Genomic DNA, 25,986 nt, shown 5'->3' on the forward strand with positions numbered 1-25,986 from the left:
CGCGATTCACACGCCGGAACAAGCCTGCATGGCGAAATCGTGCATGCCGCACAGCGTCAACACGATGCCGAAGGCAGTGCGCAGCGCCGCGACGGGGTCGCGCAGGCAGCGACGGACCTGGCCGCTGTAGCTGCAGCCCGTCAGACACCACATGCAAAGATGCTCGCAGTTGTTCGTCAGCAGACGATAGCGGCATTCCCCAATCCGTGACCGCGCGCGCCGGATCGTCTCCATGGCGCCAAACCGGGGCCGCGTGGGAAGCATCCAGAGCGTGTGCCCGGCCGCGAAGCGCGACAGCGGGATCTCTTCCACCGGGCCAAAGCGCCACGCGCTGACCAGGCCTGCGTAGTGCACGACCTTTCCGTTGCCGACATAGATGCCATGATGCCAATAGCCCCCGCGCGCGATCGCCAGATGTGCCGCGAGCGGCGGCTCTTGCTCGACTGGCAGCAGGTCAAGGTGACGGTCATGTCCGTGGGTGGTGCACACGGTGGAGAGGCGTGGGTCCATGACAGATCTCGGCGGGATGCGTGCGACGGGTGAACGGGCGGATGCCTTAGAGGGGCGCCCACATGGCGACTGCGGTGGCCATCGCGCAGGTCGTGGCGCACAGCCCGAGCCAGCCCATGAACAGCAAAAGCTGGCGGCGCGATTCACGCGAATCGTGCGAGTCACGCGTGTCGCGCGTGTCGTGCATATGGCCTCGCAAGTTGATCCGGGGGAAGTAAGGGGTATTGCTGTTCATGACGGCCTCGCACTGTTGGGCGGACGTTCGGAGGATCGCGATGGATCTGTTGCCGGGTGGCGTGCGTTCATGCCACCCGGGCACTTGCTTCAGACCCGGGTGGCGCCATCGTCGCCAGGGGTCGCCGACACGCCGGTCAGGTCGCGTCCGGCGATGCGCAGGCTGGCGGGTTGCGATGCATCGCGCGTCTTGTCGTGTGCGCCGTCCAGGTAGACGTCGCGTTGGCCCAGGCGGGCGCCATCGGTATAGACATCGCGCGGCGAGTTGACGTTGAAGTTGTAGCCGTAGCGGTCGCCGACTTCGGGGCTGGTGCGCGGGTCGGCCGCGTGGGCCAACTGGGCACCGAGCGCGCTGGCGGCGATCAGGGTGGTGGCGAAGAGGCGTTGGGTACGTGAGCTCATGATCATTCTCCTGGTGTGAGGACGAGGTCTTTGCGGGATGTTCTTGCGCTGACCTGCTGGGGTTGGGGCGGGGCGGATAGTGCCGCTCACCTTGGTTACCAGAGTAGGTTTGACGCCTTCCGGGCGCAGTTGTACGTGAGGTCTTCGCCGCTAGCGCATTCGTAGCAGGGACTCATCCTTTGGTTTAATCAGACGCATACCCGTAGCCAACGCGACGCCGGGATGTGATCGATAAAGCCGTCAGGCGGTGCGCGGCGTGGCCATGCGCCGACACGGGTTGGCGCGCGAGAGAGGGGGATTCGGCGGGCGGTGCGCCAGATCGGCAGACAGGGGGCGAATGCGCGCCGGCAAGTCGATAGCGGTGGCTGCGGTGCGACCTGCCGATTCCTAAGACGGACGCGAGCCCCGACGGACGTCGTCCCGTCGGGGCTCAGGCTTCGGAAGCGGTATGGAGCGTGTCAACGGGGAATCAGGCTTCGACAGCGGCGTGGAGCATGTCAGCCAGGATCATGGCTTCCGCATTGCGCGGCTTCGGGCGGCAAGCGCGCGGCTTGTAGATGGCGTCACCGGGCGCGATGGCGCGGCCGCTCATCGCGCAAAGACCCGCGGCACGCGCCACCGCCTGGCTCCATTCCTGGTCTCCATAGCAGCCGCGCGTGGCGTCGCGCCAGGCGATCACGACGGTCCCGGGGCCGGGGCGATCGATGACGGTGATCGACGCAGCATAGTGCTCGCTCCCGGACCCTGCCGTGGTCGGCGCGCTGCGCGAAGCCTGATCAGCCTGACGCGTCGACAACCATCTCAGGGTCTGCTGCCAGGGGTCGATGGCGTGGATCATTGCGCTTGCTGCGAGCATGTCGGATTCTCCGTTTCGGAAGGGATCGATACCGGCTGTCAGACGCGAGGCCGATTGGGGGTCAGGCGGCTCTGGATTCGGTGGAGCGCTTGATTCTCCAGCTATAGGGCGTCTCGCCGACGAAGCGTTTGAAGACCGTGGTGAAGTGCGATTGCGAGCGGAAGCCGCAGTTCAGTGCCACATCGAGAATGCTCTGTGCGGAGCCTTCGAGCAGCGCCTGGGCTTGTTCGATGCGACGCCGCAGGAGGTACTCGTGCGGACGAAGACCCGTCGCGCGGCGGAACTGCGCGGCGAAGTGCATTCGGGTGAGTCCCGCACTCTCGGCGATGTCCGCCAGGCTGATGCATTCGGAAAGATGGGCGTCGATATAGTCCGTGGCGCGGCGCAACCGCCATGTCGACAGCGGCGTCAGGTTGCGGCCTGCCGTGACGGGCGACTGGAAATGACGCGCGACGAGGCGCGCCACGATGGCCAGGCCGACGCTGTCGGTAAAGAGGCGGCTGGTGCCGGTATCCTGCGCCACGGCCAGTGCCTGCGCCAGGCGCTCCAGCGTGGGGTCATGGGTCACGGAGGGGTTGCCCAGCAGGATATCGCCCGCATGCGCGCGGCCGAACAGGTCTTCATAGCATTCGGCGAGCACGCCCTGCCGGGCATGCAGATGCAGCACTTCGCAGGGCGCCGAAAAGGTGGCGCGCACCGCCACGCCCGGCGCCGTGACCTGCGTCGCACCGACGGCGATGCGGCCGTCGACGATGACGCGGCCCGCGTGCGCAAACGTCACCGAGGTGGACTTCAGGTTGATCGCGATGCAGTGGTGCGAATCGTTGCCGGCATGGGCCACTTCCAGCGGGGCGCTGCCATCGTGCCGCCAGCGGCTGGCGGGCAGGGGTTCCCGCCGGCCGGCGCCGCTCCGCGCGTCGATATCGTCGCCGGGCACAAGCTGGCGCCAGCTCGGCGTCGGGTCGATGGCGGTGCCAGGGCCGGGGCGGATGGGCACGATGTTTGTCGTCGCTGACTGACGCCCTGAGGAAGCGTTGATCATGGATGGCCTTGATTGCAGTTCGAATGCGCTTGCAGGTGTGGACCTGCGGTGAGTTCAAGGTACATCAGGGGGAGGGGAGGCAACAGACCTACAAACGGTTGCGCGCGGCGCATGATGGTTTGCACGACTCATACCTTCGTTTAGTCCGCAGCGAAAAACGGTCTTGCTGCATCGGACTGCGACCCCCTGACTTTATCGTGTGGATACGAAATGGTCGGGGCAATTGGACAGGGCGATTCGACATGCGCATCGATACTCACTCTGTGCCCCGCGGCCCCTTCGCAAATTCCGGGCGGGCTGTACAAACGCACGAATGACCGTGTCGCGATCATGTTGATTCCAACATACCTCCCGAGGGACGGTTCTGTTAGTCGATAGCAAGGAGTTTGGTAATGACGACGTTGAAACTACGAGATGGCACGCAACTGTTCTACAAGGATTGGGGCGTCGGTCAACCGGTGGTTTTCTCGCACGGGTGGCCGCTGAATGCCGACGCGTGGGATGCTCAGATGCTATATCTGGCCGAACGCGGTTATCGCGTGATTGCGCACGACAGGCGCGGTCACGGACGATCGGATCAGCCATGGAACGGTAACGACATGGATGGCTATGCCGATGACCTGGCCGAGCTGATTGCGTTTCTCGATCTGGAGGACGCCGTCCTGGTGGGGCACTCGACGGGGGGAGGCGAGGTGGCGCGTTACATCGGCCGGCATGGAACCGCGCGTGTGAGCAAGGCCGTACTGATCGCCGCGGTGCCGCCGTTGATGCTGAAAACGCCGGAAAATCCGAAAGGCCTGCCGCTCTCCGTCTTCGACGAAATCCGCAAGGGCGTCGTCGATAATCGGTCCCAGTTCTTCAAGGATCTGGCGACGCCGTTCTTCGGCTTCAATCGGGACGGCGCGACACCCTCCCAGGGGACGATCGACTGGTTCTGGTATGCGGGGATGCAATGCTCGATCAAGGGCGCCTACGACTGCATCAAGGCATTCTCGGAAACGGACTTTACCGAGGATCTCAGGAAAATGGATGTCCCGACTCTTGTGCTGCAAGGCGACGCAGACCAGATCGTTCCGATCGAGGACTCGGGCAAGCTATCGGCGAGGATCGTCCCGGATGGCACCCTGAAGGTCTACGCGGGCGCGCCGCATGGCATGTGTACGACCCATGCCAGCCAGGTCAATGCCGACCTTCTCGCGTTTATCCAGAAATAAGCCTGATGCTGCGAGACCGTCGCGGCAGGCGTCAGACGCGCCTGTTTTGCGACGGCAAAAGGGCATCGACCGCCGCCGCATTATTTCTCGGCTTTCCCGTGCATGACCATAATGGTCTGTTGCATCAGGGCGCACAGCGTTTCCTTGCCGTCCTTGACAGCGAAGACCTCTGCCTGGGTCACAATCAACGTCCTTCCCGGGCGAACAACCTTGCCCCTGGCGATCAGCAAGTCGCCGTCCGCTGGTGCGACAAGGTTCATCTTGTACTCGACGGTCAGTACGGAAGCACTGGCTGGCACCACGGTCATTGCCGCATAGCCGGCGGCCGAGTCCGCGATCATTCCCACCACGCCGCCATGTACAAAGCCATGCTGCTGCTCGATGCCGTCCCAGTGTGGCACATGGATTTCGGTGCGCCCGTGCTCGACGACCGGCAGGGTAGCGCGAATCAGATGCATGGCACTTTGTCGGTCGAAACTGGCGCTGACATATTCGACAAAGTCTGGATTGGAAAAACGAGTCATCGCACCTCCAGGCTCGATGGGAAATGGAGAATGGGTTTTCGCATTGTGGCACGGGAGTGCCCGAAGGCGATTTGGCGCAATGACGCGGTGCGGGATTCTCCCAGCTAAAAGATAAAGGATTCCGGATTGGCCGGCGGTATCGGCCTGCCACTACAATACCGTCTGACGTGAACAGGCTGCCCCGGCTGCCCTGCCGCAGGATGCCGCTCGATCGATGCTGTGAGGATCTATGTTCAAAGACATGTTCCGCATCGTGGATGGACCGAATGGAGAGCATCAGCTCTATGTCCATACTGACAGTCTCCTTTTGGCAATCCTGCTTGTCACTGCGCTGCTATTGGCGATTGTGCTGGCGAGCGTCGTCTGTTACTACATTACCCGCACGATTCTTCTGTGGGCCGTCGGCCGGCTCGCGCGTGGCGAGCATCGCAAATGGCTGCGCGCGGCCGAGCGGCGCAAGGTATTCCATCGGCTTGCGCCGATCGTGCCGGCCTACATCATCTATCTCTCGGCGCCGCTTCTGAAAGGGATCTCGTTCCCGGTCATATCTGTCATGGGTACGCCGGTCGCGGCGCTGGCGGCATGCTTCATCGTATTCGCGGCGCTACGGGCGGCCTTCGCCTTTCTCGCCAGTATCGAAGACCGCTACGGCCATTTTCCGCACGCGAGCGAGCGGCCGATCAAGAGCTTCCTGCAGATCGCCACGATCGTCCTGTATCTCGTGGCCTTTATTGCGATCGTGTCGCTGCTGCTGGATCGTTCTCCGACTTACTTTCTCACGGGCGTGAGCGCGATGACTGCGCTGCTCATTATCGTGTTTCGGGATTCGCTGCTGGGTTTCGTCGCGAGTATCCAGCTGGCTGCGTATGACATGTTGCGGATTGGCGACTGGATCGAGGTGCCCGGGTATGTTGCCGACGGCGTGGTGGTCGACATTTCGCTCAATACCATCAAGGTGCAGAACTTCGACAAGACCATCGTGACTTTGCCGAGTTATGTGCTATTGACCAACGGCGTCAAGAACTGGCGCGGCATGGTGGAATCGGGAGGGCGACGCGTGAGGCACGCCATTCCACTCGATGCCGACAGCGTCAGGTTTTCCGATGACAAGCTGCTTGACGACCTGACGCACTGCAAGGAATTGCTGATGCCAGTCAGCGCGGTGTGGAATGGTCAGCGGCTGACCAATCTCGGCATGTTGCGCATGTATATGGTCGGCTATTTCCGCCAGCACCCGGCGGTGCGGAGCGATATGCCCCTGGTGGTCCGGCATATGCAATCGACCAGCCAGGGTTTGCCGCTCGAGGTCCTTCTGTTTATCAATGACACGCAGTGGGAATCGTACGAGCAGATTCAATCGGACCTGTTCGATCACGTCTACGGCGTGCTGCCCGTATTCGGCTTGCGCGTCTGGCAGAAGCGCTAGCGCAAGTCACGGTGCGGCGCGCCGGGGCGGAGATCCGGGGCCGAGATTCGGGACGATTCGTCGGACGCATCCACGAATGCCAAGTGCCCTGACTTCGGGGGGGATGAGTCCCATCCCCCGGGGTGCAGGCGTGCGGTGATGCTCCCCTGAACCCTTGTGCGGCCTGTTGCAGGCTGCGGTTTATCTACTGCGGCCGCGCAGGATGCGCGACTGGATCATTCGCCGATGTGGCGCGTCAGGCGATGCTGGACAGGGTGCGGGCGCCATCGGAGTACGCATCCATGTTGCGCGCGCCGTCCGTGTAGGGGCTGCGCGGTTCCTGCACCGAGCGGGCACCGTCGGTATAGGGGCTACGCGGCTCCTGTACGGAGCGGGCGCCGTCGGTGAACGGGTCGCGCGCACCGTTGTGGCCCAGTCCGGCGGCCTGCGCACCGGCTGCTGCGGCGGCGAGGGCGAGGGCGAATACAAATCGCTTGGCGATGTTGCGGGTCATGATGAATTTCCTTAAAGGGTTGTGGTGTGAAAAGTGCTCCAGAGGGCGCCTTGTCGATGCGCGCCACCGGGTACGGGATGTATTTGAGTCGAGCGATGTATCGCGCCCGTAGTCCGAGAGCGCCATTCCTGTCAGGGTGCGTATCGGTGTGGCTGCGGGATACAAACGCGTACAAAAATCATGCGGAAAGGGCAGCGGCCGAGTGCCTGTCGCGTTGGATGGGCACGGCGAGGAGCAAGTCAGGTATCCCGGCAACCCGCCGTTTTCGGCATTCCGCCGAAAACGAGGGGCGGCACGGCGCGGCTGGTCCGACGCGTCAGGACGAATGCGAACCAGCCACGCCACCCATCACTTACGTGCGGACGCTCAGCACGACGTCGATGTTGCCGCGCGTGGCCTTCGAGTACGGGCACATTTCGTCGGCAGCGTGCGCGATCTTCTCGGCGACGTCTTGCGCCACGCCCGGCAGAGTGAGCTGGATCCGGGCCTGCAGGAAGTACTCGTTACCGGTCATGCCCAGGTCCACCTCGATATCGACGGCCGCGTCGTGCGGAACCTGTACCTTGGCCGACTTGGCAGCCAGCCCGACGGCGGCGGTGTAGCAAGCCGACCATGCGCCTGCGAACAGTTGCTCCGCGGTCGGATGCGACTGAACGCCGTCGAAGGAGTATTCAGGGCTGTTGGCGTTGCCGGGCGTCGTGAGATGGATATCGAGTTGCTCGTGCGAAGCGCCATCCTGGCGGCTTGCGGTCGTGTGGGTCTTGCCGGTGAACAGAACTTTCTGGATCTTGGACATGGAGGGTTTCCTTATGGTTTGGAGAGGTGCCTTTAAACTCGTACACGATTCAATCGCATGCGATGGAAAGCATGATGGTTCACGGACGAACCGAAGTCAAGGAGTTTTTTCGCGGCACCCTCAGATCCCGGTGAGGCGACTGATGTGACGTCCTCCATGCCGGCGTGGCGTTGCCTGCCCGTGTGGCATGGCGGTTACGATTAGCTCGCATCCGATGTATGCTGTCCCGATCAACGGACTTCGCCCAGCGAGAGGGATACCAATGAAATCGACAGCGAAGCGGGCCGATCCCGCAGACGTGAAACTGGCCGACTTCCTGTGCTTTGCGGTCTACTCGACCAATCTGGCATTCGGCAAGCTCTACCGGCCGATCCTCGATGAACTCGGCCTCACCTACACGCAGTACGTCACGATCATTGCGCTGTGGGAGCAGGACGATCAAACCGTCGGCGGCCTCGGGGAGACGCTCTTTCTGGAATCGAATACGCTCACGCCGATCCTCAAGAAGCTCGAGGCGATGGGCTATGTCGAGCGCATGCGCGACCCGGCCAACGAACGCCAGGTGCGGGTCAGCCTGACGAAGAGTGGGCGGCGCCTGCGTGAGAAGGCGTTCAGTGTCAACCTGATGGATGCCTGCGGCCTGACGCCACAGGGCTTCTCGAAGCTGCAGAAGGAGATCGTCACGCTGCGCGACAACCTCGTGAAGTCTGTGCGCAGCGAGGCGTGAACCGAAGCGGTCCTGACCTGACGCACGGCCACAGACAGCACGACTGGTAAAGCAAGAGGAGTGTGGCAACCCCGGCAACGACGCCGGGAATTTCTCCAGGCGCCTGCTTAATCCGGCTTGATGCCCGCTCGCGCGACGATCGGCTTCCAGCGTTGCTGTTCCTGCGCGATGAAACGGGCGAATTCCTCCGGCGTGCTGCCTGCCACGATGGCAGCGTCCGCGCTCAGCCGTTCGACCGACGACGGGCTACGGATCGCCTTGACCGTTGCGTCGCCAAGCTTGGCCGCAGCGGCGGGCGGCAGCGATGCGGGCGCGAGCAGCCCGTACCATTGCGTCATCTCGAAGCCCGGATAGCCTTGCTCCGCCACGGTCGGCACGTCCGGCAACTGCGGAATGCGCTGCGCGGTGCCGGTGGCGATACAACGCAGCTTGCCCGTCTTGATGAACTGAATGATCGCCGGAGCGCCCACGGCCGCCGCATCGAGGCGCCCGGAGAGAAGATCGGTGATCTGCGGACCGCTGCCGCGATAGGGCACGTGTGTAATGAACGTGCCCGTCGTGGCCTTGAGATACTCGAATGCCAGATGGCCGGCGCTGCCGTTGCCGGCGGAGCCATAGTTCAGCTTGCCCGGCTTGCTCTTGGCAAGTGCCACAAATTCCTTCAGGTTCTTGGCCGGCACGTCCGGATGAACCACGTACAGGCTGGGCACCTTGGAGAGCAGCGAGATCGCGCGGAAATCCTTGACCGGGTCGTAGGGAAGCTTGGGGAAAATGTAGGGATTGACGGCCAGCGTGCCGATATGGCCCAGGATCAGCGTGTGATTGTCATCCGCGCGCGCCACTTCCCCCATGGCGATATTGCCTGCACCACCCGGCTTGTTCTCCACGAACACCGACACGCCCAGCAACTTCGTCAGTTCGGCGGCCGTCGACCGCGCCACGATCTCGGAACTGCCGCCAGGTGCAAAGGGTACGACCAGCCGAATTGGCTTGCTCGGCCAGGCCTGGGCACGGACCAGCGATGGCGCCAGCGCACTGGCGCCCAGTGCGGCCGCGTATTTCAGCATGTCACGGCGGTTGGGATTGAACGGGGTCATGATCGTCTCCGGGAGTTGTGGTGTGGCGATGGGTGTGGCAATGGCGATGCGCGGACGCATCATTCAGGCTTGACGTTGCCGTCCTTGATGACCTTGCCCCACAGTTTTGTCTGGGTGTCGATATAGCGCGCGGCCTCGGCAGGCGGGGCGGCTACCACCTCGCCGCCCAGTTCGGTTACGCGCTGCCGGATCTCCGGGCTGTTCATGACCTTCTGCAAGGCGTCGGACAGCTTGGCGACGATGGGCTCCGGTGTTGCCGCGGGAAGAAATGCCGCGTTCCATTCATAGACTTCGTAGCCCGCCACGCCGGCCTCCTGCATGGTGGGCACGGTGGGCAGCGCGGCCGTGCGCGTGTGGCTGGTGACGGCCAGCGGCTTCAGCTTGCCGGCCTTGATGTGCTGCAGGCTGGAGGCCACGTTGGCAAAGAAGAGCGGCACCTGTCCGGCGATGACGTCGGTCATGGCCGGGCCGCCACCCTTGTACGGCACGTGCAGCAGGTCCACGCCGGCGCGCTGCTCGAACAACACCCCCGACAGATGCTGTGCGGAGCCATTGCCGGAAGACGCAAACGCGATGGAACCCGGCTTCTGCTTCGCCATGGCGAGAACGTCCTTGACGTTGCTGGCCGGGAAGGCCGACGTGGCGACCAGCACATTGGGATAGCGCGCCAGCACGCCGATTGCCTTGAAGGCCTTGCCGGGGTCGTAGGGCAGGCGCGGGTAGAGGCTGGGATTGACCGCGTAGGAGGACGCATCGACCATCAGCGTGTAGCCGTCGGGTGCCGCCTTGGCGACATAGGCCGCGCCGATTTGTCCGCCGGCCCCCGGGCGGTTCTCCACGATGACCGATTGCCCCAGCTCGCGTCCCAGGCCTGGCGCGATCAGCCGGGCCATCAGATCCGCGCCGCCGCCTGGCGGGTAGGTCACCACGATGGTGATGGTTCGCGTCGGCCACTGGGATGCGGACTCGGCGGCCTGCGCGAGGCCGGGTTGCAGCACGAGGCTCGCCACACCGGCAGCCGCCGCCATTGTTTTCAGGGAATGCATGAGGTTATCTCCGTGGATCCTGTCCGGTTATCGAAGGTCGGCGGTATAGCGGAATGCGAAGGCGTCGCCGCGAGTCAGTCGGTATTCGACGCAGTTTCCCTGGAGGTCGAAGGCCTGCCGTGTGACCAGCGCGCAAGGGTGCCCATCGGGCAAATCGAGCCGCTCCGCCTCGTCGGTGGCGAGCAGGCGGAAGGTCACCTCGTCGACCGCGCGATGGACGGTGATGCCGCATTGGCGGGCCAGCAGCGGATAGAGCAGCTCGCCCCACTCCGCCACGGGCAGGGCTTGCAGCGCCTCGCAACGCGGCAGCGGCAGCCAGATGGACTCGAGCAGGCGCGGCCGCTCATCCAGCCAGCGGCGCCGCGAGATCGCCAGGCCCCGCGCGCCGGCCGCCAGCCCGAACCTCGCCGCCAGGCCCTTGTCGAGCCGTACACTGCGGCATGACAGGATTTCCGAGCGCGGGATGACCGTCGCGCCGGCCTGGGTGGGGTCCGTATGGGCCGCCGTCGCATCGCTATCAGACCGGAAGCGGAAGAACCGCATCATGCTGGCCCCGGCGAGGCCCGTGCGCACGAAGGTCCCTTTGCCTTGCACGCGTTCCAGCAAGCCGTCCTGGACCAGCACGGCAATGGCCTGCCGGATGGTCCCGAGCGCGATGCCGAATTCGCTGGCCAGGGCGCTTTCCGCCGGGATCGCCTTGCCGGGCGACCAGGTGCCTGACACGATCTTCTGCTGCAATTGCGCCGCAATCTGGCCGTAGCGACTCAGCCCTGCAGGGGTTGATGGCGCCTGAAGCAAGTCGTTGTCGCGCATCTGGACTCCGTGTTAGATTCAGCTCCTATAGAGGACTAGATTACCCGGTGAGGCCGTCGTTGCCATATCCGGGCTTACCCGCAGCAGGGAAAGGGGCCGACCATGACTCAGAAAGCACTGCCGGTGGTGGATTGCCACTTCCACGTGTTCGATGCGGACGTCGCCGTGGCGTCGGCGCGCTACCGGCCGCCGTACGCGGCGCGCCTGGAGGACTGGCGCGGCTTTGCCGCCTCGATCGGTGACGCCTATGGCGTGGTGGTCCAGACCAGCTTCCTCGGCACGGACAATTCGGCGCTGCTTGCCGCACTGGGCTCCATGCCGGAGCGGCTGAGAGGCGTCGCCGTGGTCGACCCGACGGTCGCCGATGCGGAACTGGCCACCCTGCACGCCGCGGGCGTCAGGGGTATCCGGCTGAACCTGTATGGGGATGCCGACTGGCAGCGCATTGGCACCGCACCCTGGCGCACGCTGTTTGCAAGGATTGGCGCGCTGGGGTGGCACGTCGAGCTGCACACCGGCAATGGCGAGGGCGCCGCCGTACTGGCGACACTCGATACGGCACTGGGCCAGCTCCCGGTGCCGGTCGTGCTGGACCACTTTGGCCGGCCGGGCGCCGCCGGCATTGACGATGCAGTGTTTGACATGGCCGGGGCAGTGCAGCAGCGCCGGCAGCTATGGGTGAAGATCAGCGCACCGTACCGGCTCCCCGCCGGGCTGGACTGGCGGGCAATCGCGGAGAAGTGGGTGGAGGTCGCAGGCCAGGACCGGCTGATCCTCGGGAGCGACTGGCCATGGACCAACCATGAGTCGTCCACGCGCGCGGACGAGTGCCGGGCGCTCTTCAGTTGGCCGGACGCGCCGCGCGCGGACCACCGGGCCACGCCACGCGGCACGTTTGCCGATGCCTTGCGATGGGAGAACGCGGCCGCTCTTTACGGCTTCCGCATCGGGCGACGCTGACGGCCAGCAGCGGCGCCTGTCGTTGCGTGCCGGCGCATATCGGCGCATATCGGCGCATATCGGCGCGTGTCGCGTCGAACGCGTGAAGCGATGGATGCCTTCCACACCAGGGGCAATTCGGGCGACATGCCTATCATGGAAGCTGCGGCGGCATGCGGACGAGGCTCGACCTTGTCGATTACCTTGCGGCGGCGCAGCAAACGATGTGGCGGCATAAGTTGCGGCATCGGCACGGCAGGGCGACACTAGCTGGTGGCATGGGGGCGAAGAATGACGAACGATCCCCGTCCACGATGCGCCCGCAGTGTCACGGAATCGGGAGGAGAACATGAAGATTCGGGTCATTCTTGCCGACGATCACCCGCTGATCATCTTTGGCGTCAAGCAAACGCTGGCGACCATGATGGGCGTCGAGGTGGTGGCGGAAGCGTCGAACTCCCGACAGCTCATGGAAAAGCTGGAGACCGTGCCGACCGATGTGCTGATCACGGATTTTTCCATGCCGATGGAGAATAGTCCGGACGGGTTGGTCATGTTGAACGCCATCCGCGTCAAGCAGCCGGGCGTCAAGGTCCTGGTGCTGACCATGCTCGAGAATCCCGGCTTGCTGGTCAGCATGCGAGATTCCGGCGTGCGCGGCATCCTGAACAAGCGCGACGATATTTCGGAGCTGCCCGCCGCAGTGCTTGCCGCCTATCAGGGACGCACGTTTTTCGGCACGGCGGTACGTCGGGAAATCGAACAGGCGGAGTCGGGCGTCGTCAGTAGCAATCCGGAGCGCTCGCTGAGCCCGCGGGAACTCGAGGTGGTTCGGCTCTACGTCAACGGCATGACGATGACGGAAGTGGCGCGCCACCTGCATCGCAGCGTGAATACCGTCAGCACGCAGAAGGGCAGCGCCATGCGCAAGCTGGGGCTGTCGAGCGATGCCGCGCTGTTCGACTATGCCGTAGAGCACGGCATGCGCGGCTAGGAGGTTGCTTCAAAAAGATCCTGGCGTCGTTGCGCGGCCTTGCCGTACCACTTGTACTGTCTGCGGCCGCGCGTCTAGCCAGGACCGCTTCGCTTCATTTTGAAACAACCTCCCAAACAAGCGCTGTTCGCGGGACCACAAGTTGCAGCATGCCCCACCCGACACCTACTATGCTGTCATGGCACAGGCAAGGAGGCCATATGTCGTCAGAATCCCGCGTTGGGTGCGCAGTGCGTGGCGGCGTCGTCGCCATCGGCATGGCGAGTCTTGTGGTTTCCTGTGCGTCGATCAACACGACGGTGCCGCCTGAACTCCGGCCCGCCGATGCCGGCCGGACGGTGGCCGTCATGCACGCGATCGGGGTGCAGATCTACGTGTGCAAGCGGGCGCCGGATGGTCGCTTGCTGTGGACGTTCAAGGCGCCGGAGGCAACCCTGCGCGATGAGGCCACCAGAGTGGTCATCAAGCACTACGCCGGGCCGACCTGGGAGGCGCCGGACGGCAGCAAGGTGACCGGCAAGGTGTTGCAGCAAGCGGCCAATACACGAGATCCGAATAGCATTCCGCTCTTGCTATTGCAGGCAACGAGCACTGGCGGCGCGGGCTTGTTCAGGTCTGTGCGCTACGTGCAGCGCTTGAATACGCAAGGCGGCCTGGCGCTCCCGCCGACGTGCACGCAGGAGGGGCAGGAGGATCGCATGCCCTATCAGGCCGACTACGTGTTCATCGAATAGCCCAAGTCTCGAATCGTGCCAGCGACGGCGGCGTCCCTGGCACGCTGCGCGCTCACGCGGATATCGGCGGCATCGTCTGTTGCATCGACTCCCGCTGGTTGAAGGCAGCAAACCATTGCGCGAGCCTGGGCGCTTCCGTCCGCCAGTTCCTTTCCGCAAACCGGAAATCCAGATAGCCCAGCGCGCACGCGATGGCGATATGCCCCAGCGTGACGGGCGTGCCGCCCAGCGATGCCGCGTCGCCATCGAGCATGGCCAGCGTGGCGACGGATTTCGCATCCCACGCCGCCAGGATCTCGGGCGATTGTTGTGCCGCCGGGCGCAACCGCTCGTTCCGCCACAGCACCAGCAGATCGGTCAGCCCGTGCCCTATCCCGTGCCAGCGCAGCGCCTGCAACCGTGCGGTGCGGTCGGCGGGTGCCAACGCGGAGTCGCTCGCCAGGTGTTCGCAGATCAGCGTGGAGTCCGTCAGCACGCTGCCATCCGCCAGCACCAGCGTCGGGATCTTGTTCAGGGGATTGGCGCGCATGACGCCGTCGTTGCATCCGGTCATGGCGACGACGGCATCGATCCGATGGACGTCCATGGCCAGACCGAGCTCATGCAGGGTCACCATGACACGCCGCACGAACGGCGAGCGCGGCGACCAGTAGAGGTTCATCCGGCCCGCGACCGGTTCCGGCGACGAGGTGGGGGGCGTCAGTGTCGGCATGTCATTCTCCATGGATGTTGTGGTCCTTGACGACGCGGCCCCATTTGGCGGCGTCCGCGCGAATCAGGCTGGCGAATTCGGCGGCGCTCCCCGGCGCGGGCACCAGTCCGAGCTGCTCCAGGTTCTTGCGCACCTCGGGGGTGCCGAGCGTGCGGCGCAGCGCCTCGTTCACGCGCTTCACCACATCGGGCGGCGTGCCGGCCGGGCCCATCATGCCGTACCAGTTGCTGGCTTCCACGTTGGCAATGCCGAGTTCGCCGAGCGTCGGCACGTCCGGCAGGAATGACAGTCGTTTGGGCGCAGCCACGCCGATGGGCTTCAGACGCTTGCTGGTGATGAAGGGCATGAGGCCGGATGCATCGCCGAAGAACGCATCGACCTGGCCACCAAGCGTATCGGTGATGGCCGGCGCGGCGCCCTTGTAGGCGACGTGCAGGAAGTTGACGCGCGTCGCGACCTTGAACAGTTCAATCGTCATATGCGGCATGCTGCCGACGCCCGTGGAGGCCAGGCTGGGTGGCTTGGCCGCCTGCTGGGCCTGCTTGACGAAGGCGGCGGCGGTGGCGACCGGTGCATCGGGTTTGACCACGAGGACTTCCGGCGTATTCACGACCATCGAGATCGGCGTCAGGTCCTTCTGCGGGTTGTAGGGCAGGCTGGCATAGAGCGACGGGTTGATCACGATGGCGCCGGCGCTGGTCAGGAACAGCACGGAGCCGTCGGTCGGCGATTTGGCAACGAAGCTCGCGGCGATGGCGCCATTCGCGCCCGGGCGATTGTCGATGACAACGGTCTGCTGGAGTTCCTGTTCCAGCTGGCGCGAGATGGCGCGGGCCAGCGTATCCGCGGGGCCGCCTGCCGGAAACGCGACCACCAGCCGGATGACCGGCGCGGCGTGGGCGAGGGAGGTGAATGCCAGCGACATCAGTGCCGCGGCAAGAAACGGGGTGCGCCATCGGTTAAGCAAGGTGGTCTCCTGATTGGTGGTTGCAAGGGACGGCCGCGCGCGTCCGCGCTGGCCGCCACGCCGGTGATTGCAGCGCGGGGCAGGCGCGGAGCAGCGCGTGGGTTGGGCCTAGCCGCCGGCCGCGCCCTGGGTGTTGACGTATAGCGAGTAGATCGACGTGCACGACGCCATGAACAGGCGATTGCGGTGGCGTCCGCCGAAGCAGAGATTGGCGCAGCGCTCGGGCAGCGAGATATGGCCAATCGCCTCGCCTTGCGGAGAAAACACGCGCACGCCATCGAGCTCCGGCGTGCCCATGCCCCAGCCGCACCACAGGTTTCCGTCCACATCGACGCGAAAGCCATCCGGCGTGCCGGGGCCGGCGTCCACCAGCACGCGCGATTCCGTCAGCCGGCTGCCGCTGGTGTCCACGCTGAACGCCCGGATGCGCCGTGGCCGCGCGCGCGACTCGATCACGTAGAGCGTGCGTTCGTCGGGCGAGAAGGCCAGGCCGTTGGGACCGCTGATGTCGTCGGCCACCACGGTCGCGGTGCCGGTATTCGGATCCAGCCGATAGACGCGCTCCGGCAGTTCGGCCTCGGCGCGCTCGCCCTGGTAGTAGCCGGCAATCCCGAAGGGCGGATCGGTAAACCAGATCGAACCGTCGGACTTGACCACCACGTCATTGGGCGAATTGAGGCGCTTGCCTTCGAAGCGATCCATCAGCACCGTGATGCTGCCGTCGTACTCGGTGCGGGTAATGCGGCGTCCGCCGTGCTCGCACGTGATCAGCCGGCCCTGACGGTCGCGCGTATTGCCGTTGGCGTGATCGGAAGGCCCACGGAACACGCTGACCGCACCGGTCTCTTCTTCCCACTTCATGATGCGGTTGTTGGGGATGTCGCTCCACAGCAGGTAGCGGCCATCGCCAAACCAGACCGGGCCTTCATTCCAGCGGCCACCGGTGGCAATGCGCTCGACGGCGGCCAGAACCAGCCTGTATTTCTCGAATTTCGGTTGCAGCACCTGGACGGCCTCGTCCGGGTAGCGGCGAATCGGCATGCGGTCGCTGAGATCCACGATGCGGGCTCCTTTCTTCAGGCGTACAGGCGTGCGGGGTTATTCACCAGCACGGCGTCGGTGGTAGCGGCGTCGCCGCACAGGGCACGGATCCACGCCAGCAGCCAGGATTCGTTCGGACGCGGGTACTGGATGTTCGGATGCGGCCAGTCGGTGCCCCAGATCGCGCGCGCCGGGGCGATGTCGAGCAGCCGCCGCGCCACCCGCACGGCGGCGGGATAGGGCACGATGCCGTCGGTGATGCGATCCGGGCCGGACAGCTTGATCCACAGGTGCGGCAGCGCCAGGAATTCCTCCAGCGCGGCGAAGGCGGGGTAGGAAATCCCGTCGCTGGCGTTGACGCGCGCCATGTGGTCGATCACGAGCGGAATATTGAGCGGCGCCAGCGCCCAGAGGGCGTTGACCACATCCGGCAATTGCCCGTGCAGCAGCGCGTGCCAGCCATAGGGGCGGATACGTTCGAGCACGGCGCGCATGCGGCCCGGATCGGCCGGGCCGCCGAGATGGGACATCAGGCCAAGGCGGATGCCGCGTACGCCGCGCGCGTGCATATCGGCCAGTCGCGCTTCGTCAATCTCGGGATCGATGGTGGCAATGCCACGGTAGGTGCCATGGCTGTCGTCGAGCGCGGCGAGCAGTGCGTCGTGGTCATCGCCATAGCACGCACCCTGCACGATGACGCCGTGGGCAATGCCCAGCGCCGCATGCAACGCGCGGATCTCGCTGAACGGCGCCGCCGGTGGCGCGTAGATGGGATCGGGCGGCAGCGGGAATCTCGCGTACGGGCCGAAGATATGGAAATGGCAATCCCAGATGCCGGACGCGCCGGTGGTATCGACTTGCATGGTGGTCGGTTGTCGGTGTCAGTCGGAGCGTGCGCCGGTTTCCTTGACCACGCGCGTCCAGCGCGCGTATTCGGTCCGGATCAGCTTGCCGTAGTCGGCGGGTGTGCCGCCGGTCGGCTCCGCGCCCTGGGCGTGCAGCGCGGCGAGGGTTTCGGGGTCTTTCAGCAAGGCCGCCACCTCCTGGTTGATCCGCGTGGCGATGGCCGACGGCAGACCGCGCGGCGCGACGATGCCTTGCCACGTGCCGGAATCGAAGCCGGGCGTGATGGTCTCCGCCAGCGTCGGCGTATCGGGCAGCACGGAGACACGCCGTTGCGTCGTGGCGGCAATCGCGCGCAGCTTGCCGTCCTTGATGAACGGCAGCACGGCATTGAGGCTGCCGGACATCATGAAGTCCAGCCGGCCCGACAGCAGGTCCGGCAGTGCCGCCGCATTGCCCTTGTAGGGAATGTGATTGAACTGCGTGCCGGTGCGGGCCGCGAACAGCACGCTGGTCAGGTGGTCGATCGTGCCGTTGCCGGACGACCCGAAGTTCAACTGGCCCGGCCTGGCCTTGAGCAACGCCAGAAAGTCCTGCGGCGTCCTGGCCGGCGACGCGGCATTGACGATCACGACCAGCGGCACCGTGGCGACATAGGCCACCGGCGTGAAGATCTCGGTGGGATTCAGCGCAGGCTTCTGGAACAGCGCGGGCGAGATGGCGATCGACGAGCTGTTGTAGAGCAGCGTATAGCCGTCGGCCGGCGATTTCGCGACTTGTTCCGAGGCGATGTTGCCGCCGGCACCCGGACGGTTCTCCACCACCACCTGCTGGCCCAGGCGGTCGCCCAGCTTGCGGGCGATGACGCGCGCGATGATGTCCGTGGGGCCGCCCGGCGAGAACGCCACCACCAGACGGACCGGCTTGTCAGGATAGGCGGCGGCGCGCGCGACGGCGGGCAGGCCCGCGCCGGCCGCCAGCACGGCCATCTGGGCCATCAGGGCCATCACGGCCCTCGTAAGGCCACGTCGGCCCGGGCGGGCCGTGGATGTCTTGAATGCCATGGCGGCGTTGTCTCCCCTGTGTGTTTTATCGGTGCGGCCTGTGGTCAGCGGCAGCTCAGTCGCAGCGCACGCTCATGCCGCCGTCGACGATGATCTCCGTGCCGGTGACGAAGCGCGCTTCGTCAGAGGCCAGAAACAGCGCCGCGTTGGCGGTGTCGCGTCCGTCGCCCATGAAGCCGAGCGGAATGCGGGCTTGGCGCTGGGCCAGCAGCGCGTCGACGTTGCCGCCCGCGCGCTGGCCCGCCAGACGTGCTTCCACCATCGGCGTATGCATCTGGCCCGGAATCACGGTGTTCACGCGGATGTTCTTCTTGGCGTATTCCACCGCGACCACGCGCGAGAACTGGATCACGGCTGCCTTGGCCGATGCATAGCCGACCTGGGCCGCTCCGGTCCAGCGGATGCCGGACGTCGACGCCGTATTGACGATGGCCCCGCCGCCTTGCGCTTCCATATACGGCAACACGGACTTGCACGTCAGGAAGACGCTCTTCAGGTTGAAGTCCAGTTGCGCGTCCCAGATTTCCTCGCTGAGATCCACCGGACCGCCCTTGGCGGAACCCCCGACATTGTTGACGAGGATGTCGACACGGCCGAAGCGCGCGACGCAGGCTTCGGCCATCGCGGCCACGGCCTTCGCGTCGGTGACGTCGCAGGTGTAGGGCTCCACTTCGCCCTGCACGCCGCGCACGCGGGCCAGCGTTTCTTCCATGGCGGCGGCATGCTTGTCGACGGCGAAGATCTTCGCGCCTTCCTCCGCAAAGCGCACGGCCACGGCGCGGCCGTTACCCCAGCCCGGGCCCACGCAGCCCGCGCCGGTCACGATGACAACTTTTCCGTCGAGTCTTCTGGACGACATGTTTCTATTCCTTCAGCTTGAGAGTCAGAGTGCGACGAGTTCCGGCGCCGTGCCTTCGGGCGGCACCACTTCGAAGGCGTTGATGGTCATGGAAATCAGCGTGTAGTAGCCGGCCAGGCCGACGAGGTCAACCACGCTGTCCTGCCCGAGCACGGCGACGGCGCGCTGGTAGAGCGCATCGGGGATCTTGCGGGTGGCGTCCAGGCTCTGCATCACGGCGTGGACGACGGCTTCGTCTTCGTGCGCAAAGCGCGGCATCTGGCCGGTGCGGATCGCCTCGACCACATCGGCGTCAACGCCGGCCTTCAGTGCCAGTGGTTTGTGCGCAAACCATTCGTATTCGGCGCTCCAGGCGCGCGCCATGCAGAGAATGGCGAGCTCCGACAGCCGGGGCGACAGCGACGAGTCGTAGCGGCAATACTGGCCCAGCGCCTGCGCGGTGGCCGCCAGTTGCGGCCGTTGCAGCCAGACCGCCAGCGGTCCGCGCACGCCGCCACGGGGGCCGGCGGCGATGGTGTCGTAGACGGTGCGCTGGGCGGGCGTCATGGCCTCCACGGCCAGGGCGGGAATACGGGGCATCAGCCTGTCTCCAATCTTTGTTATGGGTGCGGTGTCATGCTGCGTCGCAGCGTGGCCACTCCACGAATGCAGCCATTGTGCGGACGGTGCGTTTGTAGCGTCCAATATATTTTTTGGAACAGACTCATTCCAAACTAGAATTACTGGCTGCGCCGTGGCTGACGGCGTTTTCAACCGGAGCGCCCGATGGAAATCCGAGAACTGCGCATGTTCGTGGCCCTGGCCGAGGAGCTGCACTTTGGCCGTGCGGCGGAGCGCCTGCGCATTTCGCAGCCGCCATTGACCAAGCACATCCAGCAACTCGAAGCACGGCTGGGCGTGATGCTGTTCGACCGCAACAAACGCAGCGTGCGCCTGACACCGGCCGGCGCGGCGCTGGTGCAAGAGGCGCGCCGTATCCTGAACCAGGCGGAAGTCGCCATACAGGTCGTACGCCGGGCGGAGCAGGGCGAAACGGGCACGCTGCGCATCGGATTCGTCGCGGCGGTGGTCTATATCGGTATCGAGAAGCTGTTTGCGCGGCTGCACCGCGAGCTGGCGGGCGTGGACACCGTCTGGGAAGAGATGGGGTCCTCGGAGCAGGTGGAGGCGCTGCGCAACGACCGCATCGACCTGGGCTTTGCGCAGGTGCCGATGGGCGTGGGCGAGATGTCGGCGCATCAGGTGGCGCGCGTGCCGCTGGCGGCGGCACTCCCGGCGGACCATCCGCTGGCCGGCCGGTCAAGGATCGATCCCGCCGCGCTGGCCGACGAGCCGTTTATCGTGATTCCGCGCGAGAGCGCCCCCGGATACTTCGACCTGACCGCGGCCACCTGCCTGCAGGCGGGCTTCAGTCCGAATTTTCGCCACTATGCCAAGCACCTGCTGTCGGTGGTCAGCCTGGTGGCGCTCGGGCGCGGGGTAGCACTGGTGCCGCGCACGCTGGCGGTGGCGGCGATTCCGGGCGTGGTGCTCAAGCCGCTGACGGGCGCCCCGGCGCACGCGCAGTATTCGGCGATCTGGCATCCGGGCAATCCGTCGCCAGTGCTGGCGCGAGCGCTGAAACTGCTCGGCGTTCCATAGGAGGTTGTTTCAAAAAGATCCTGGCGTCGTTGCCGGGTTTGCTACACCCGCTTGCCGTACCACTTGTGCTGTGTCTGCGGCCGCACCCTTGCAGGGCGCGCATGCGCCAGCAGGCGCATGCCCACATACCGTTAAAGCAGGCGGATCACATGCGATCCGAAGCCCCTGCTTCGCCCTAGCCAGGACCGCTTCGCTTCATTTTGAAACAACCTCCAATTCCCTACGACATGAGATCAGATGATCGTGTCCACCACGCCGCCATCCACGCGCAGCGCCGCGCCCGTCGTGGCCGATGCCTGCTTCGAGCACGCGTAGACGACCATATTGGCGACTTCCTCCACCGTCGCCGCGCGCTGGATGAGCGACGAGCTGCGATGCGCCTTGACGAAGTCGGCGGCCACGTCTTCCGCGCTCTTGCCCGTCTTCGCAATCTCGTCCTTCAGCATGGCCTCCACGCCTTCGGACAGCGTCGGGCCCGGCAATACCGCATTCACCGTGACCCCCGTGCCCGCCAGTCGCTTGGCCAGCCCGCGCGAGACCGCCAGTTGCGCGGTCTTGCTGAAGCCGTAGTGGATCATCTCCACCGGGATGTTGATGGCGGACTCGGAGGCGATGAACACGATGCGTCCCCATTTGCGGTCGACCATGCCCTTTGCATAGTCGCGGGACAGTCGCACGCCGGTCAGCACATTGGTTTCAAAAAAGCGCGTCCACTCGCTGTCCGGCGTGTCGAAGAAGTCCTGCGGCTGAAAGATGCCAAGGTTGTTGACGAGGATGTCGATGGCCGGATGGGCCTTGATCAACTGGGCGCAGACGGCCGCGTCGACGAGGTCGCCGGCAAAGCCCTCGACCTGTGCGGCAGGCACCGCCGATTTCAGCGCGGCCACGGCCTTTTCCACGCTCGCCGTGCTACGGCCGTTGACGATGACGCGGGCGCCGGTTTCGGCCAGGCCCTTGGCCGTGGCAAAGCCGATGCCGGCGGTGGAACCCGTGACAAGCGCGGTCTTGCCGGACAGATCAATCTTCATGATGACTCCAGGATGGACAGGGAATGCCCCGCAGGGCAACCCGTCAAGTGTATGAACTGACCGGCGAAGCGCCAAGCCGCGCGAATGAAATGATGTGTTCGGGATTTTTGATGAACTTGTCTCGCCTTAGTCACGTCCGCCGTGTTGTGTCGGCGGGAGCGCCGGGTCGCCGGTGCCGCCCGTGCCGATGAACTTGGCGCGCGGACGCATCATGAACCCCTGCGTGCGTTGCTCCAGTGCGTGCGCGATCCATCCTGCCGATCGGCTCAGGATCCAGAGTCCGGATGCACCACCAGCGGGCAGCCCGAGCGCACGGGCCAGCACTGCCAGGGCGACCGCGATGCCGGGCATGACGCCATCCTCGCGTGCCAGCCGCAGGAATGCGAGCAGCTCGGGCGTCTTGGGGTCGGCCGGCGGCAGGTCGGCCGCGAGCGCCAGCAGGTAGTCCGCCCGCGGATCGCCGCGCGGATAGAGCGGATGGTTGAAGCCAAACAACGTAGTGCCCCGATGCCGCACGAGCGCCAGCATGTCCTTCTGGTTGCGGCGCGTGAGTGGCGTGAAGACCTTGTCATCGATGGCTGCCGTCGCGGCGACGGTGGTCGATCCCGCATGGGCGCACAGCGCCGCGGCCACGCAGCAGAAGAGGTCGCTCTCGGTGGAGGCCGTGATCCGCGAGACAAACGACGCGGCGGCCAGTTCGTGGTCGGCCAGCACGATCAGGGTCTGGTTCACGGTGGACAACGCCTGGGCCGATGCGTCGATGCGCGCGGCCCGCAGCACCAGTGCGGCGATGGTCTCGTCGTCCTTCCGGGCGATGAACTTCCGCTGCGGGCCCAGCCCGCCAAAGCATCCCGCCAGCGTCTGCACGATGCGCCGCGCGTGCTCGCCGCTGGCGGCGCTGAGCTCATCCTGCCCGCGCGATTGCATGCCGAGCCACAGCACGGCAGTTGCCAGCACCTTGCTGAGGTCGGCCGTCTCCAGCGTCCTGCATTCGGCATCCAGGCGCCGCTTCACGTCCGCCGGGGTGTCGATGGACGGCCATGCATCCATCGCCGGTTGCCAGCCACCGGTCATCAGCAGATGGACGACGGCTTCGAACGACACGCCGGACCGCGCCAGGTCGAGGGCGCTGCGATGCCGATAAGTGGGACCGTTCGCGTCGATGTAGGTGATGCCCGTGCTGATCACGGGCATCCCCCAGCGCATCGATCCAGCCGCGGCGTCCTCGCGCTTCAGCAGGCCGCGATGGCGGGTGGAGAGCCGCTCCACGTCCTCGCGCAGGTACAGGCTGTTTCGCCCATCGGGACTGCGCACGCGCCGCAACAGGCCACGGCTGACGTAGGCGTACAGCGTGGCCGGCTTGATGCCGAGTGCCTCGACAACCGCCTTGCGGTCGAGATAGTCAGGGAAAGTCATGAGGAGATTGATCCTGGAAATCAATATTGCGCAACATCCATGACCATCATAGAGTCAATCCACCCCCTCGCAAACCGATGTCGGAGAAACGCACCATGCTTCGCTTTACCGGGCCATGCAGTTGGCCGCGCCGGCTGGCGCTGATGTGGATGGCGGGTGCCGCGCTGGCAACAGGCGTCGCCCGCATGGCACACGCCACGGACAGCACCGCCGACTATCCGAACCGTCCGGTGATGATCGTGGTGCCGTTTCCGCCGGGCGGCAGCCCGGACCAGCTGGCGCGCATCCTGAGCCAGCAACTGGGCACGCTCTGGGGCAAGCCGGTGGTGGTGGAAAACCGTCCCGGCGCGGGTGGCAACATCGCCGGCGGCGTGGTGGCGAGGGCCAGGCCGGACGGCTACACGTTGCTCATGGGCACCGACGGTCCGCTGGCGATCAATCCGTCGCTCTATGCGCACATGCCCTACGACGCGCAGCGGGATTTCGTGCCGATCGGCATGGCGGCCACGGTGGATTTCGTGCTGGTGGCGGACCCGACGCTACCGGCGCGCAACATCGGCGACTTCATCCGGCTGGCGCGCACGCAGCAGCCGGCCATGACCTACGGGTCCAGCGGTATCGGCAGCCAGCATCACCTGGGCATGGAACTGTTCCGGACCGACGCTCGGTTGGAGATGAAGCACGTGCCGTACAAGGGCGTGTCCCAGGCGTTGGCGGATGTGATGGGCGGGCACGTGTCGGTAATGTTCGCGGCAGTGCCGGCCGCCGCGCCCCTGATGCGCACGCAGAAGGTGCGTGCCATTGCGGTGACCGGGCCGCAGCGTTCGGCGATGCTGCCGGATGTCCCGACGGTCCGGGAATCCGGCATCGCCAGCCTGAAGGATTTCGAGCTGCGTGCGTGGTTCGGGCTGCTGGCACCTGTGCAGACGCCGGCACCGCTGGTCGCCAGGCTGAACGCCGATCTCAACAAGGTGCTGGCAAAGCCGGAGGTTCGCGCGCTGCTGGAGAAGAATGGATTTGGCGTCGTACAGGGCTCGCCGGAGACGTTCGGGCGCTTCATCCAGTCGGAACAGTCGCGCTGGGCGACTGTCGTGCACGCCAGTGGCGCGCGAGCCGAATAACATGCTCGGAGACGATATGCATCAGGTAGTGGAAGGGACGGCCAACACCATCATCGCCAATGCGCCGGCCAATGAGGTGACCTGGCACGTGGACGACGTGCCGTGGACGCCGCTGACGGGTCTGTTCATCCAGAAGGCTGGCTACAAGACGGTGATTCCGCCGGAGTTCACCAGCAACGCATACAGCATCGAGCTGACCACCGTGGGCCCGGGCGGCTCGTCGCCGACGCATGTGGAACCGTGGGCGCATGTGTTCTACGTGCTGTCCGGATACGGCGAGGTCACAGTCGGGGACGAGGTCAAGCCGGTGCGCGCGGGTTCCGTCAGCCCGATCTCGGCGGGTCAGCCGCATTCGTTCCGGACGCTCGGCGACACGCCGCTGGAAATGCTGGTCATCTACCATCCGCCGCGCAAGCGCGTGCCACCGACCGACAAGCTGCGCGTGCGCGTACACGCCTTGCGCGAGGAAGCGGATGGCGTGGTCAGCGTGGAACTGAGATCGCCGGATGGCGCCGACCTGCCACCGTTCGAGCCGGGCGCGCATATCGACCTGCACCTGCCGAACGGCCTGGTGCGCAGCTATTCGCTGTGCGGGACGACACCGGGCCACTATCGCATCGGCGTGCTGAAGGACCGCGCCAGCCGGGGTGGATCGGCCTACGTGCACGATCAAATGCGTGTCGGCACGTCGATCGAGATCTCGCGTCCGCGCAACCACTTTCCGTTGCAGGAAGCGGCGGCGCATTCCGTGTTGATTGCGGGCGGGATCGGCATCACGCCGATCCTGAGCATGCTGCGGCGGCTGCGCCAGCTCGGCCGGTCCGCGGAGTTGATCTACGCGGCGAGATCGCGGGCAGAAGCGGCATTTGTGGCCGAAGTCGAAGCCATCGGCGTGGCCGTGACGTGGCACTTCGATGACGAGCAAGGCGGTCCGCCCGACTTGCGGCAGATGTTGCAGGCGCGGCCAGCCGATGCGCACTTCTATGCGTGCGGCCCGGCACCGATGCTGGATGCCTTCGAGTCGCACTGCGCGGCGCTGGCGTACTCGCATGTCCATGTCGAGCGGTTCTCGGCGCCCGGCCAGCCCGCCGCCGATGCGCGGCAAGCGTTTCAGGTCACGCTGGCGCGGTCGGGCCGGACTATCGACATCCGACCTGATCGCTCGATCCTCGATACGCTGCTCGATGCCGGCGTCGAAGTCCCGTACGGGTGCAAGGCCGGCAACTGTGGCGCATGCAGGACGCGGGTGCTGCGCGGCGATCCGGACCACCGCGATACCGTGCTGACCCCCGCCGAACGCGCCGCCGGCAACGTCATGACGTTGTGCGTGTCCGGTTGCCGAAGCGAGGCGCTGGCGCTGGACCTGTAAGGGCGGAGCGCATGCCGTACATCAGGCACCACGCGTGCGTGCGATGTGCCTGAAAGGAAGCCGGTTGATCCATCGTTA

29 protein-coding genes and 1 pseudogene are annotated in these 25,986 nt (G+C 65.4%); 10 read left to right on the forward strand and 20 right to left on the reverse strand.

Features of this window, described 5'->3' with window-relative positions:
* Nucleotides 1-6 precede the first annotated feature (6 nt).
* The 5 genes from BLR29_RS14350 to BLR29_RS14365 all read right to left on the reverse strand — a co-directional run bounded on the left by BLR29_RS14350 (nucleotide 7) and on the right by BLR29_RS14365 (nucleotide 3,002).
* Nucleotides 7-510 carry a lecithin retinol acyltransferase family protein gene (locus tag BLR29_RS14350; RefSeq protein WP_092137664.1) on the reverse strand — a complete coding sequence of 168 codons (504 nt, stop codon included), beginning with the start codon at nucleotides 508-510 and terminating at the stop codon, nucleotides 7-9.
* A 46-nt stretch (nucleotides 511-556) separates the two neighbouring features.
* Nucleotides 557-745, reverse strand: coding sequence for a hypothetical protein (locus BLR29_RS31970; RefSeq protein WP_143018463.1), 189 nt, complete (start codon nucleotides 743-745; stop codon nucleotides 557-559).
* An 89-nt stretch (nucleotides 746-834) separates the two neighbouring features.
* A complete protein-coding gene (locus BLR29_RS14355; protein WP_092137665.1) occupies nucleotides 835-1,146 on the reverse strand; it encodes a hypothetical protein in 312 nt (103 codons plus the stop codon).
* A 469-nt stretch (nucleotides 1,147-1,615) separates the two neighbouring features.
* Nucleotides 1,616-2,002, reverse strand: coding sequence for a DUF3331 domain-containing protein (locus BLR29_RS14360; RefSeq protein ID WP_092137666.1), 387 nt, complete (start codon nucleotides 2,000-2,002; stop codon nucleotides 1,616-1,618).
* A 61-nt stretch (nucleotides 2,003-2,063) separates the two neighbouring features.
* Nucleotides 2,064-3,002, reverse strand: coding sequence for a helix-turn-helix domain-containing protein (locus BLR29_RS14365; protein ID WP_369804622.1), 939 nt, complete (start codon nucleotides 3,000-3,002; stop codon nucleotides 2,064-2,066).
* A 434-nt stretch (nucleotides 3,003-3,436) separates the two neighbouring features.
* Here BLR29_RS14365 and BLR29_RS14370 point away from each other — a divergent pair, with 434 nt between their 5' ends.
* Nucleotides 3,437-4,258 (forward strand): alpha/beta fold hydrolase, encoded by an 822-nt coding sequence (locus BLR29_RS14370; RefSeq protein ID WP_092137668.1) that lies wholly within the window; start codon nucleotides 3,437-3,439, stop codon nucleotides 4,256-4,258.
* An 80-nt stretch (nucleotides 4,259-4,338) separates the two neighbouring features.
* Here the strand turns inward: BLR29_RS14370 and BLR29_RS14375 are convergent, their stop codons facing one another.
* Nucleotides 4,339-4,782: a PaaI family thioesterase gene (locus tag BLR29_RS14375; protein ID WP_092137669.1), complete on the reverse strand. Its 444-nt coding sequence runs from the start codon at nucleotides 4,780-4,782 to the stop codon at nucleotides 4,339-4,341.
* Nucleotides 4,783-5,023: 241 nt separating this feature from the next.
* Here BLR29_RS14375 and BLR29_RS14380 point away from each other — a divergent pair, with 241 nt between their 5' ends.
* Complete coding sequence (locus BLR29_RS14380) at nucleotides 5,024-6,208, forward strand: mechanosensitive ion channel family protein (RefSeq protein WP_255371236.1); 1,185 nt, start codon at nucleotides 5,024-5,026, stop codon at nucleotides 6,206-6,208.
* Nucleotides 6,209-6,443: 235 nt separating this feature from the next.
* Here BLR29_RS14380 and BLR29_RS14385 read toward each other — a convergent pair whose 3' ends face one another.
* On the reverse strand, nucleotides 6,444-6,701 hold the full coding sequence (locus BLR29_RS14385; RefSeq protein WP_092137671.1) for a hydroxyquinol 1,2-dioxygenase: 258 nt from the start codon (nucleotides 6,699-6,701) through the stop codon (nucleotides 6,444-6,446).
* A gap of 352 nt (nucleotides 6,702-7,053) precedes the next feature.
* The gene (locus BLR29_RS14390) at nucleotides 7,054-7,497 is read right to left on the reverse strand and encodes an Ohr family peroxiredoxin (RefSeq protein WP_092137672.1); all 444 of its coding nucleotides are present in this window, start codon (nucleotides 7,495-7,497) and stop codon (nucleotides 7,054-7,056) included.
* A 262-nt stretch (nucleotides 7,498-7,759) separates the two neighbouring features.
* Here BLR29_RS14390 and BLR29_RS14395 point away from each other — a divergent pair, with 262 nt between their 5' ends.
* Nucleotides 7,760-8,224 carry a MarR family winged helix-turn-helix transcriptional regulator gene (locus BLR29_RS14395; RefSeq protein ID WP_092137673.1) on the forward strand — a complete coding sequence of 155 codons (465 nt, stop codon included), beginning with the start codon at nucleotides 7,760-7,762 and terminating at the stop codon, nucleotides 8,222-8,224.
* A 107-nt stretch (nucleotides 8,225-8,331) separates the two neighbouring features.
* Here the strand turns inward: BLR29_RS14395 and BLR29_RS14400 are convergent, their stop codons facing one another.
* From BLR29_RS14400 to BLR29_RS14410, 3 genes are read right to left on the reverse strand one after another with little or no spacing between them, the layout of a single operon-like run.
* Entirely contained in the window at nucleotides 8,332-9,321 is a 990-nt protein-coding gene (locus BLR29_RS14400; RefSeq protein ID WP_092137819.1) for a Bug family tripartite tricarboxylate transporter substrate binding protein, read from the reverse strand.
* 59 nt (nucleotides 9,322-9,380) lie between these two features.
* Nucleotides 9,381-10,367, reverse strand: coding sequence for a tripartite tricarboxylate transporter substrate binding protein (locus BLR29_RS14405; RefSeq protein ID WP_092137674.1), 987 nt, complete (start codon nucleotides 10,365-10,367; stop codon nucleotides 9,381-9,383).
* A 27-nt stretch (nucleotides 10,368-10,394) separates the two neighbouring features.
* A complete protein-coding gene (locus BLR29_RS14410) occupies nucleotides 10,395-11,180 on the reverse strand; it encodes a GntR family transcriptional regulator (protein WP_092137675.1) in 786 nt (261 codons plus the stop codon).
* Between the two features lie 102 nt (nucleotides 11,181-11,282).
* Here BLR29_RS14410 and BLR29_RS14415 point away from each other — a divergent pair, with 102 nt between their 5' ends.
* From BLR29_RS14415 to BLR29_RS14425, 3 genes are all read left to right on the forward strand, one after another.
* Nucleotides 11,283-12,140 carry an amidohydrolase family protein gene (locus BLR29_RS14415; protein WP_092137676.1) on the forward strand — a complete coding sequence of 286 codons (858 nt, stop codon included), beginning with the start codon at nucleotides 11,283-11,285 and terminating at the stop codon, nucleotides 12,138-12,140.
* 328 nt (nucleotides 12,141-12,468) lie between these two features.
* The gene (locus BLR29_RS14420) at nucleotides 12,469-13,113 is read left to right on the forward strand and encodes a response regulator (protein ID WP_092137677.1); all 645 of its coding nucleotides are present in this window, start codon (nucleotides 12,469-12,471) and stop codon (nucleotides 13,111-13,113) included.
* A 200-nt stretch (nucleotides 13,114-13,313) separates the two neighbouring features.
* Nucleotides 13,314-13,847, forward strand: a complete 534-nt coding sequence (locus BLR29_RS14425; RefSeq protein WP_255371237.1) for a DUF3455 domain-containing protein — start codon at nucleotides 13,314-13,316, stop codon at nucleotides 13,845-13,847.
* 52 nt (nucleotides 13,848-13,899) lie between these two features.
* Here BLR29_RS14425 and BLR29_RS14430 read toward each other — a convergent pair whose 3' ends face one another.
* The 7 genes from BLR29_RS14430 to BLR29_RS14460 all read right to left on the reverse strand — a co-directional run bounded on the left by BLR29_RS14430 (nucleotide 13,900) and on the right by BLR29_RS14460 (nucleotide 19,912).
* Nucleotides 13,900-14,559 carry a glutathione S-transferase family protein gene (locus tag BLR29_RS14430; protein WP_176860952.1) on the reverse strand — a complete coding sequence of 220 codons (660 nt, stop codon included), beginning with the start codon at nucleotides 14,557-14,559 and terminating at the stop codon, nucleotides 13,900-13,902.
* 1 nt (nucleotide 14,560) lies between these two features.
* Nucleotides 14,561-15,526, reverse strand: coding sequence for a Bug family tripartite tricarboxylate transporter substrate binding protein (locus BLR29_RS14435; protein ID WP_255371238.1), 966 nt, complete (start codon nucleotides 15,524-15,526; stop codon nucleotides 14,561-14,563).
* 108 nt (nucleotides 15,527-15,634) lie between these two features.
* Nucleotides 15,635-16,567: an SMP-30/gluconolactonase/LRE family protein gene (locus BLR29_RS14440; RefSeq protein WP_092137822.1), complete on the reverse strand. Its 933-nt coding sequence runs from the start codon at nucleotides 16,565-16,567 to the stop codon at nucleotides 15,635-15,637.
* Nucleotides 16,568-16,602: 35 nt separating this feature from the next.
* Nucleotides 16,603-17,430, reverse strand: coding sequence for an amidohydrolase family protein (locus BLR29_RS14445; protein ID WP_092137679.1), 828 nt, complete (start codon nucleotides 17,428-17,430; stop codon nucleotides 16,603-16,605).
* An 18-nt stretch (nucleotides 17,431-17,448) separates the two neighbouring features.
* The gene (locus tag BLR29_RS14450; RefSeq protein WP_255371239.1) at nucleotides 17,449-18,474 is read right to left on the reverse strand and encodes a Bug family tripartite tricarboxylate transporter substrate binding protein; all 1,026 of its coding nucleotides are present in this window, start codon (nucleotides 18,472-18,474) and stop codon (nucleotides 17,449-17,451) included.
* 55 nt (nucleotides 18,475-18,529) lie between these two features.
* Nucleotides 18,530-19,333 carry an SDR family NAD(P)-dependent oxidoreductase gene (locus BLR29_RS14455; RefSeq protein WP_092137681.1) on the reverse strand — a complete coding sequence of 268 codons (804 nt, stop codon included), beginning with the start codon at nucleotides 19,331-19,333 and terminating at the stop codon, nucleotides 18,530-18,532.
* Between the two features lie 24 nt (nucleotides 19,334-19,357).
* Nucleotides 19,358-19,912 carry a carboxymuconolactone decarboxylase family protein gene (locus BLR29_RS14460; protein WP_092137682.1) on the reverse strand — a complete coding sequence of 185 codons (555 nt, stop codon included), beginning with the start codon at nucleotides 19,910-19,912 and terminating at the stop codon, nucleotides 19,358-19,360.
* Between the two features lie 186 nt (nucleotides 19,913-20,098).
* Here BLR29_RS14460 and BLR29_RS14465 point away from each other — a divergent pair, with 186 nt between their 5' ends.
* Nucleotides 20,099-20,974, forward strand: a complete 876-nt coding sequence (locus tag BLR29_RS14465; RefSeq protein ID WP_092137683.1) for a LysR family transcriptional regulator — start codon at nucleotides 20,099-20,101, stop codon at nucleotides 20,972-20,974.
* 233 nt (nucleotides 20,975-21,207) lie between these two features.
* Here the strand turns inward: BLR29_RS14465 and BLR29_RS14470 are convergent, their stop codons facing one another.
* Both BLR29_RS14470 and BLR29_RS14475 read right to left on the reverse strand, forming a co-directional pair.
* On the reverse strand, nucleotides 21,208-22,002 hold the full coding sequence (locus tag BLR29_RS14470; RefSeq protein ID WP_092137684.1) for an SDR family NAD(P)-dependent oxidoreductase: 795 nt from the start codon (nucleotides 22,000-22,002) through the stop codon (nucleotides 21,208-21,210).
* A gap of 126 nt (nucleotides 22,003-22,128) precedes the next feature.
* Nucleotides 22,129-23,418, reverse strand: coding sequence for a citrate synthase (locus BLR29_RS14475; RefSeq protein WP_092137685.1), 1,290 nt, complete (start codon nucleotides 23,416-23,418; stop codon nucleotides 22,129-22,131).
* Between the two features lie 95 nt (nucleotides 23,419-23,513).
* On the opposite strand from BLR29_RS14475, the gene BLR29_RS14480 reads away from it, so the two are divergent.
* From BLR29_RS14480 to BLR29_RS14485, 3 genes and pseudogenes are all read left to right on the forward strand, one after another.
* A complete protein-coding gene (locus tag BLR29_RS14480; protein ID WP_176860953.1) occupies nucleotides 23,514-24,539 on the forward strand; it encodes a Bug family tripartite tricarboxylate transporter substrate binding protein in 1,026 nt (341 codons plus the stop codon).
* Between the two features lie 16 nt (nucleotides 24,540-24,555).
* A pseudogene (locus BLR29_RS32860) lies at nucleotides 24,556-24,939 on the forward strand (cupin domain-containing protein); the annotation flags it as partial.
* Entirely contained in the window at nucleotides 24,925-25,908 is a 984-nt protein-coding gene (locus tag BLR29_RS14485) for a PDR/VanB family oxidoreductase (protein ID WP_255371259.1), read from the forward strand. The pseudogene BLR29_RS32860 and the gene BLR29_RS14485, both read left to right, overlap by 15 nt.
* Nucleotides 25,909-25,986: the final 78 nt, after the last annotated feature.

It is taken from the genome of Cupriavidus sp. YR651, from assembly GCF_900101625.1.
Lineage (GTDB): Bacteria > Pseudomonadota > Gammaproteobacteria > Burkholderiales > Burkholderiaceae > Cupriavidus.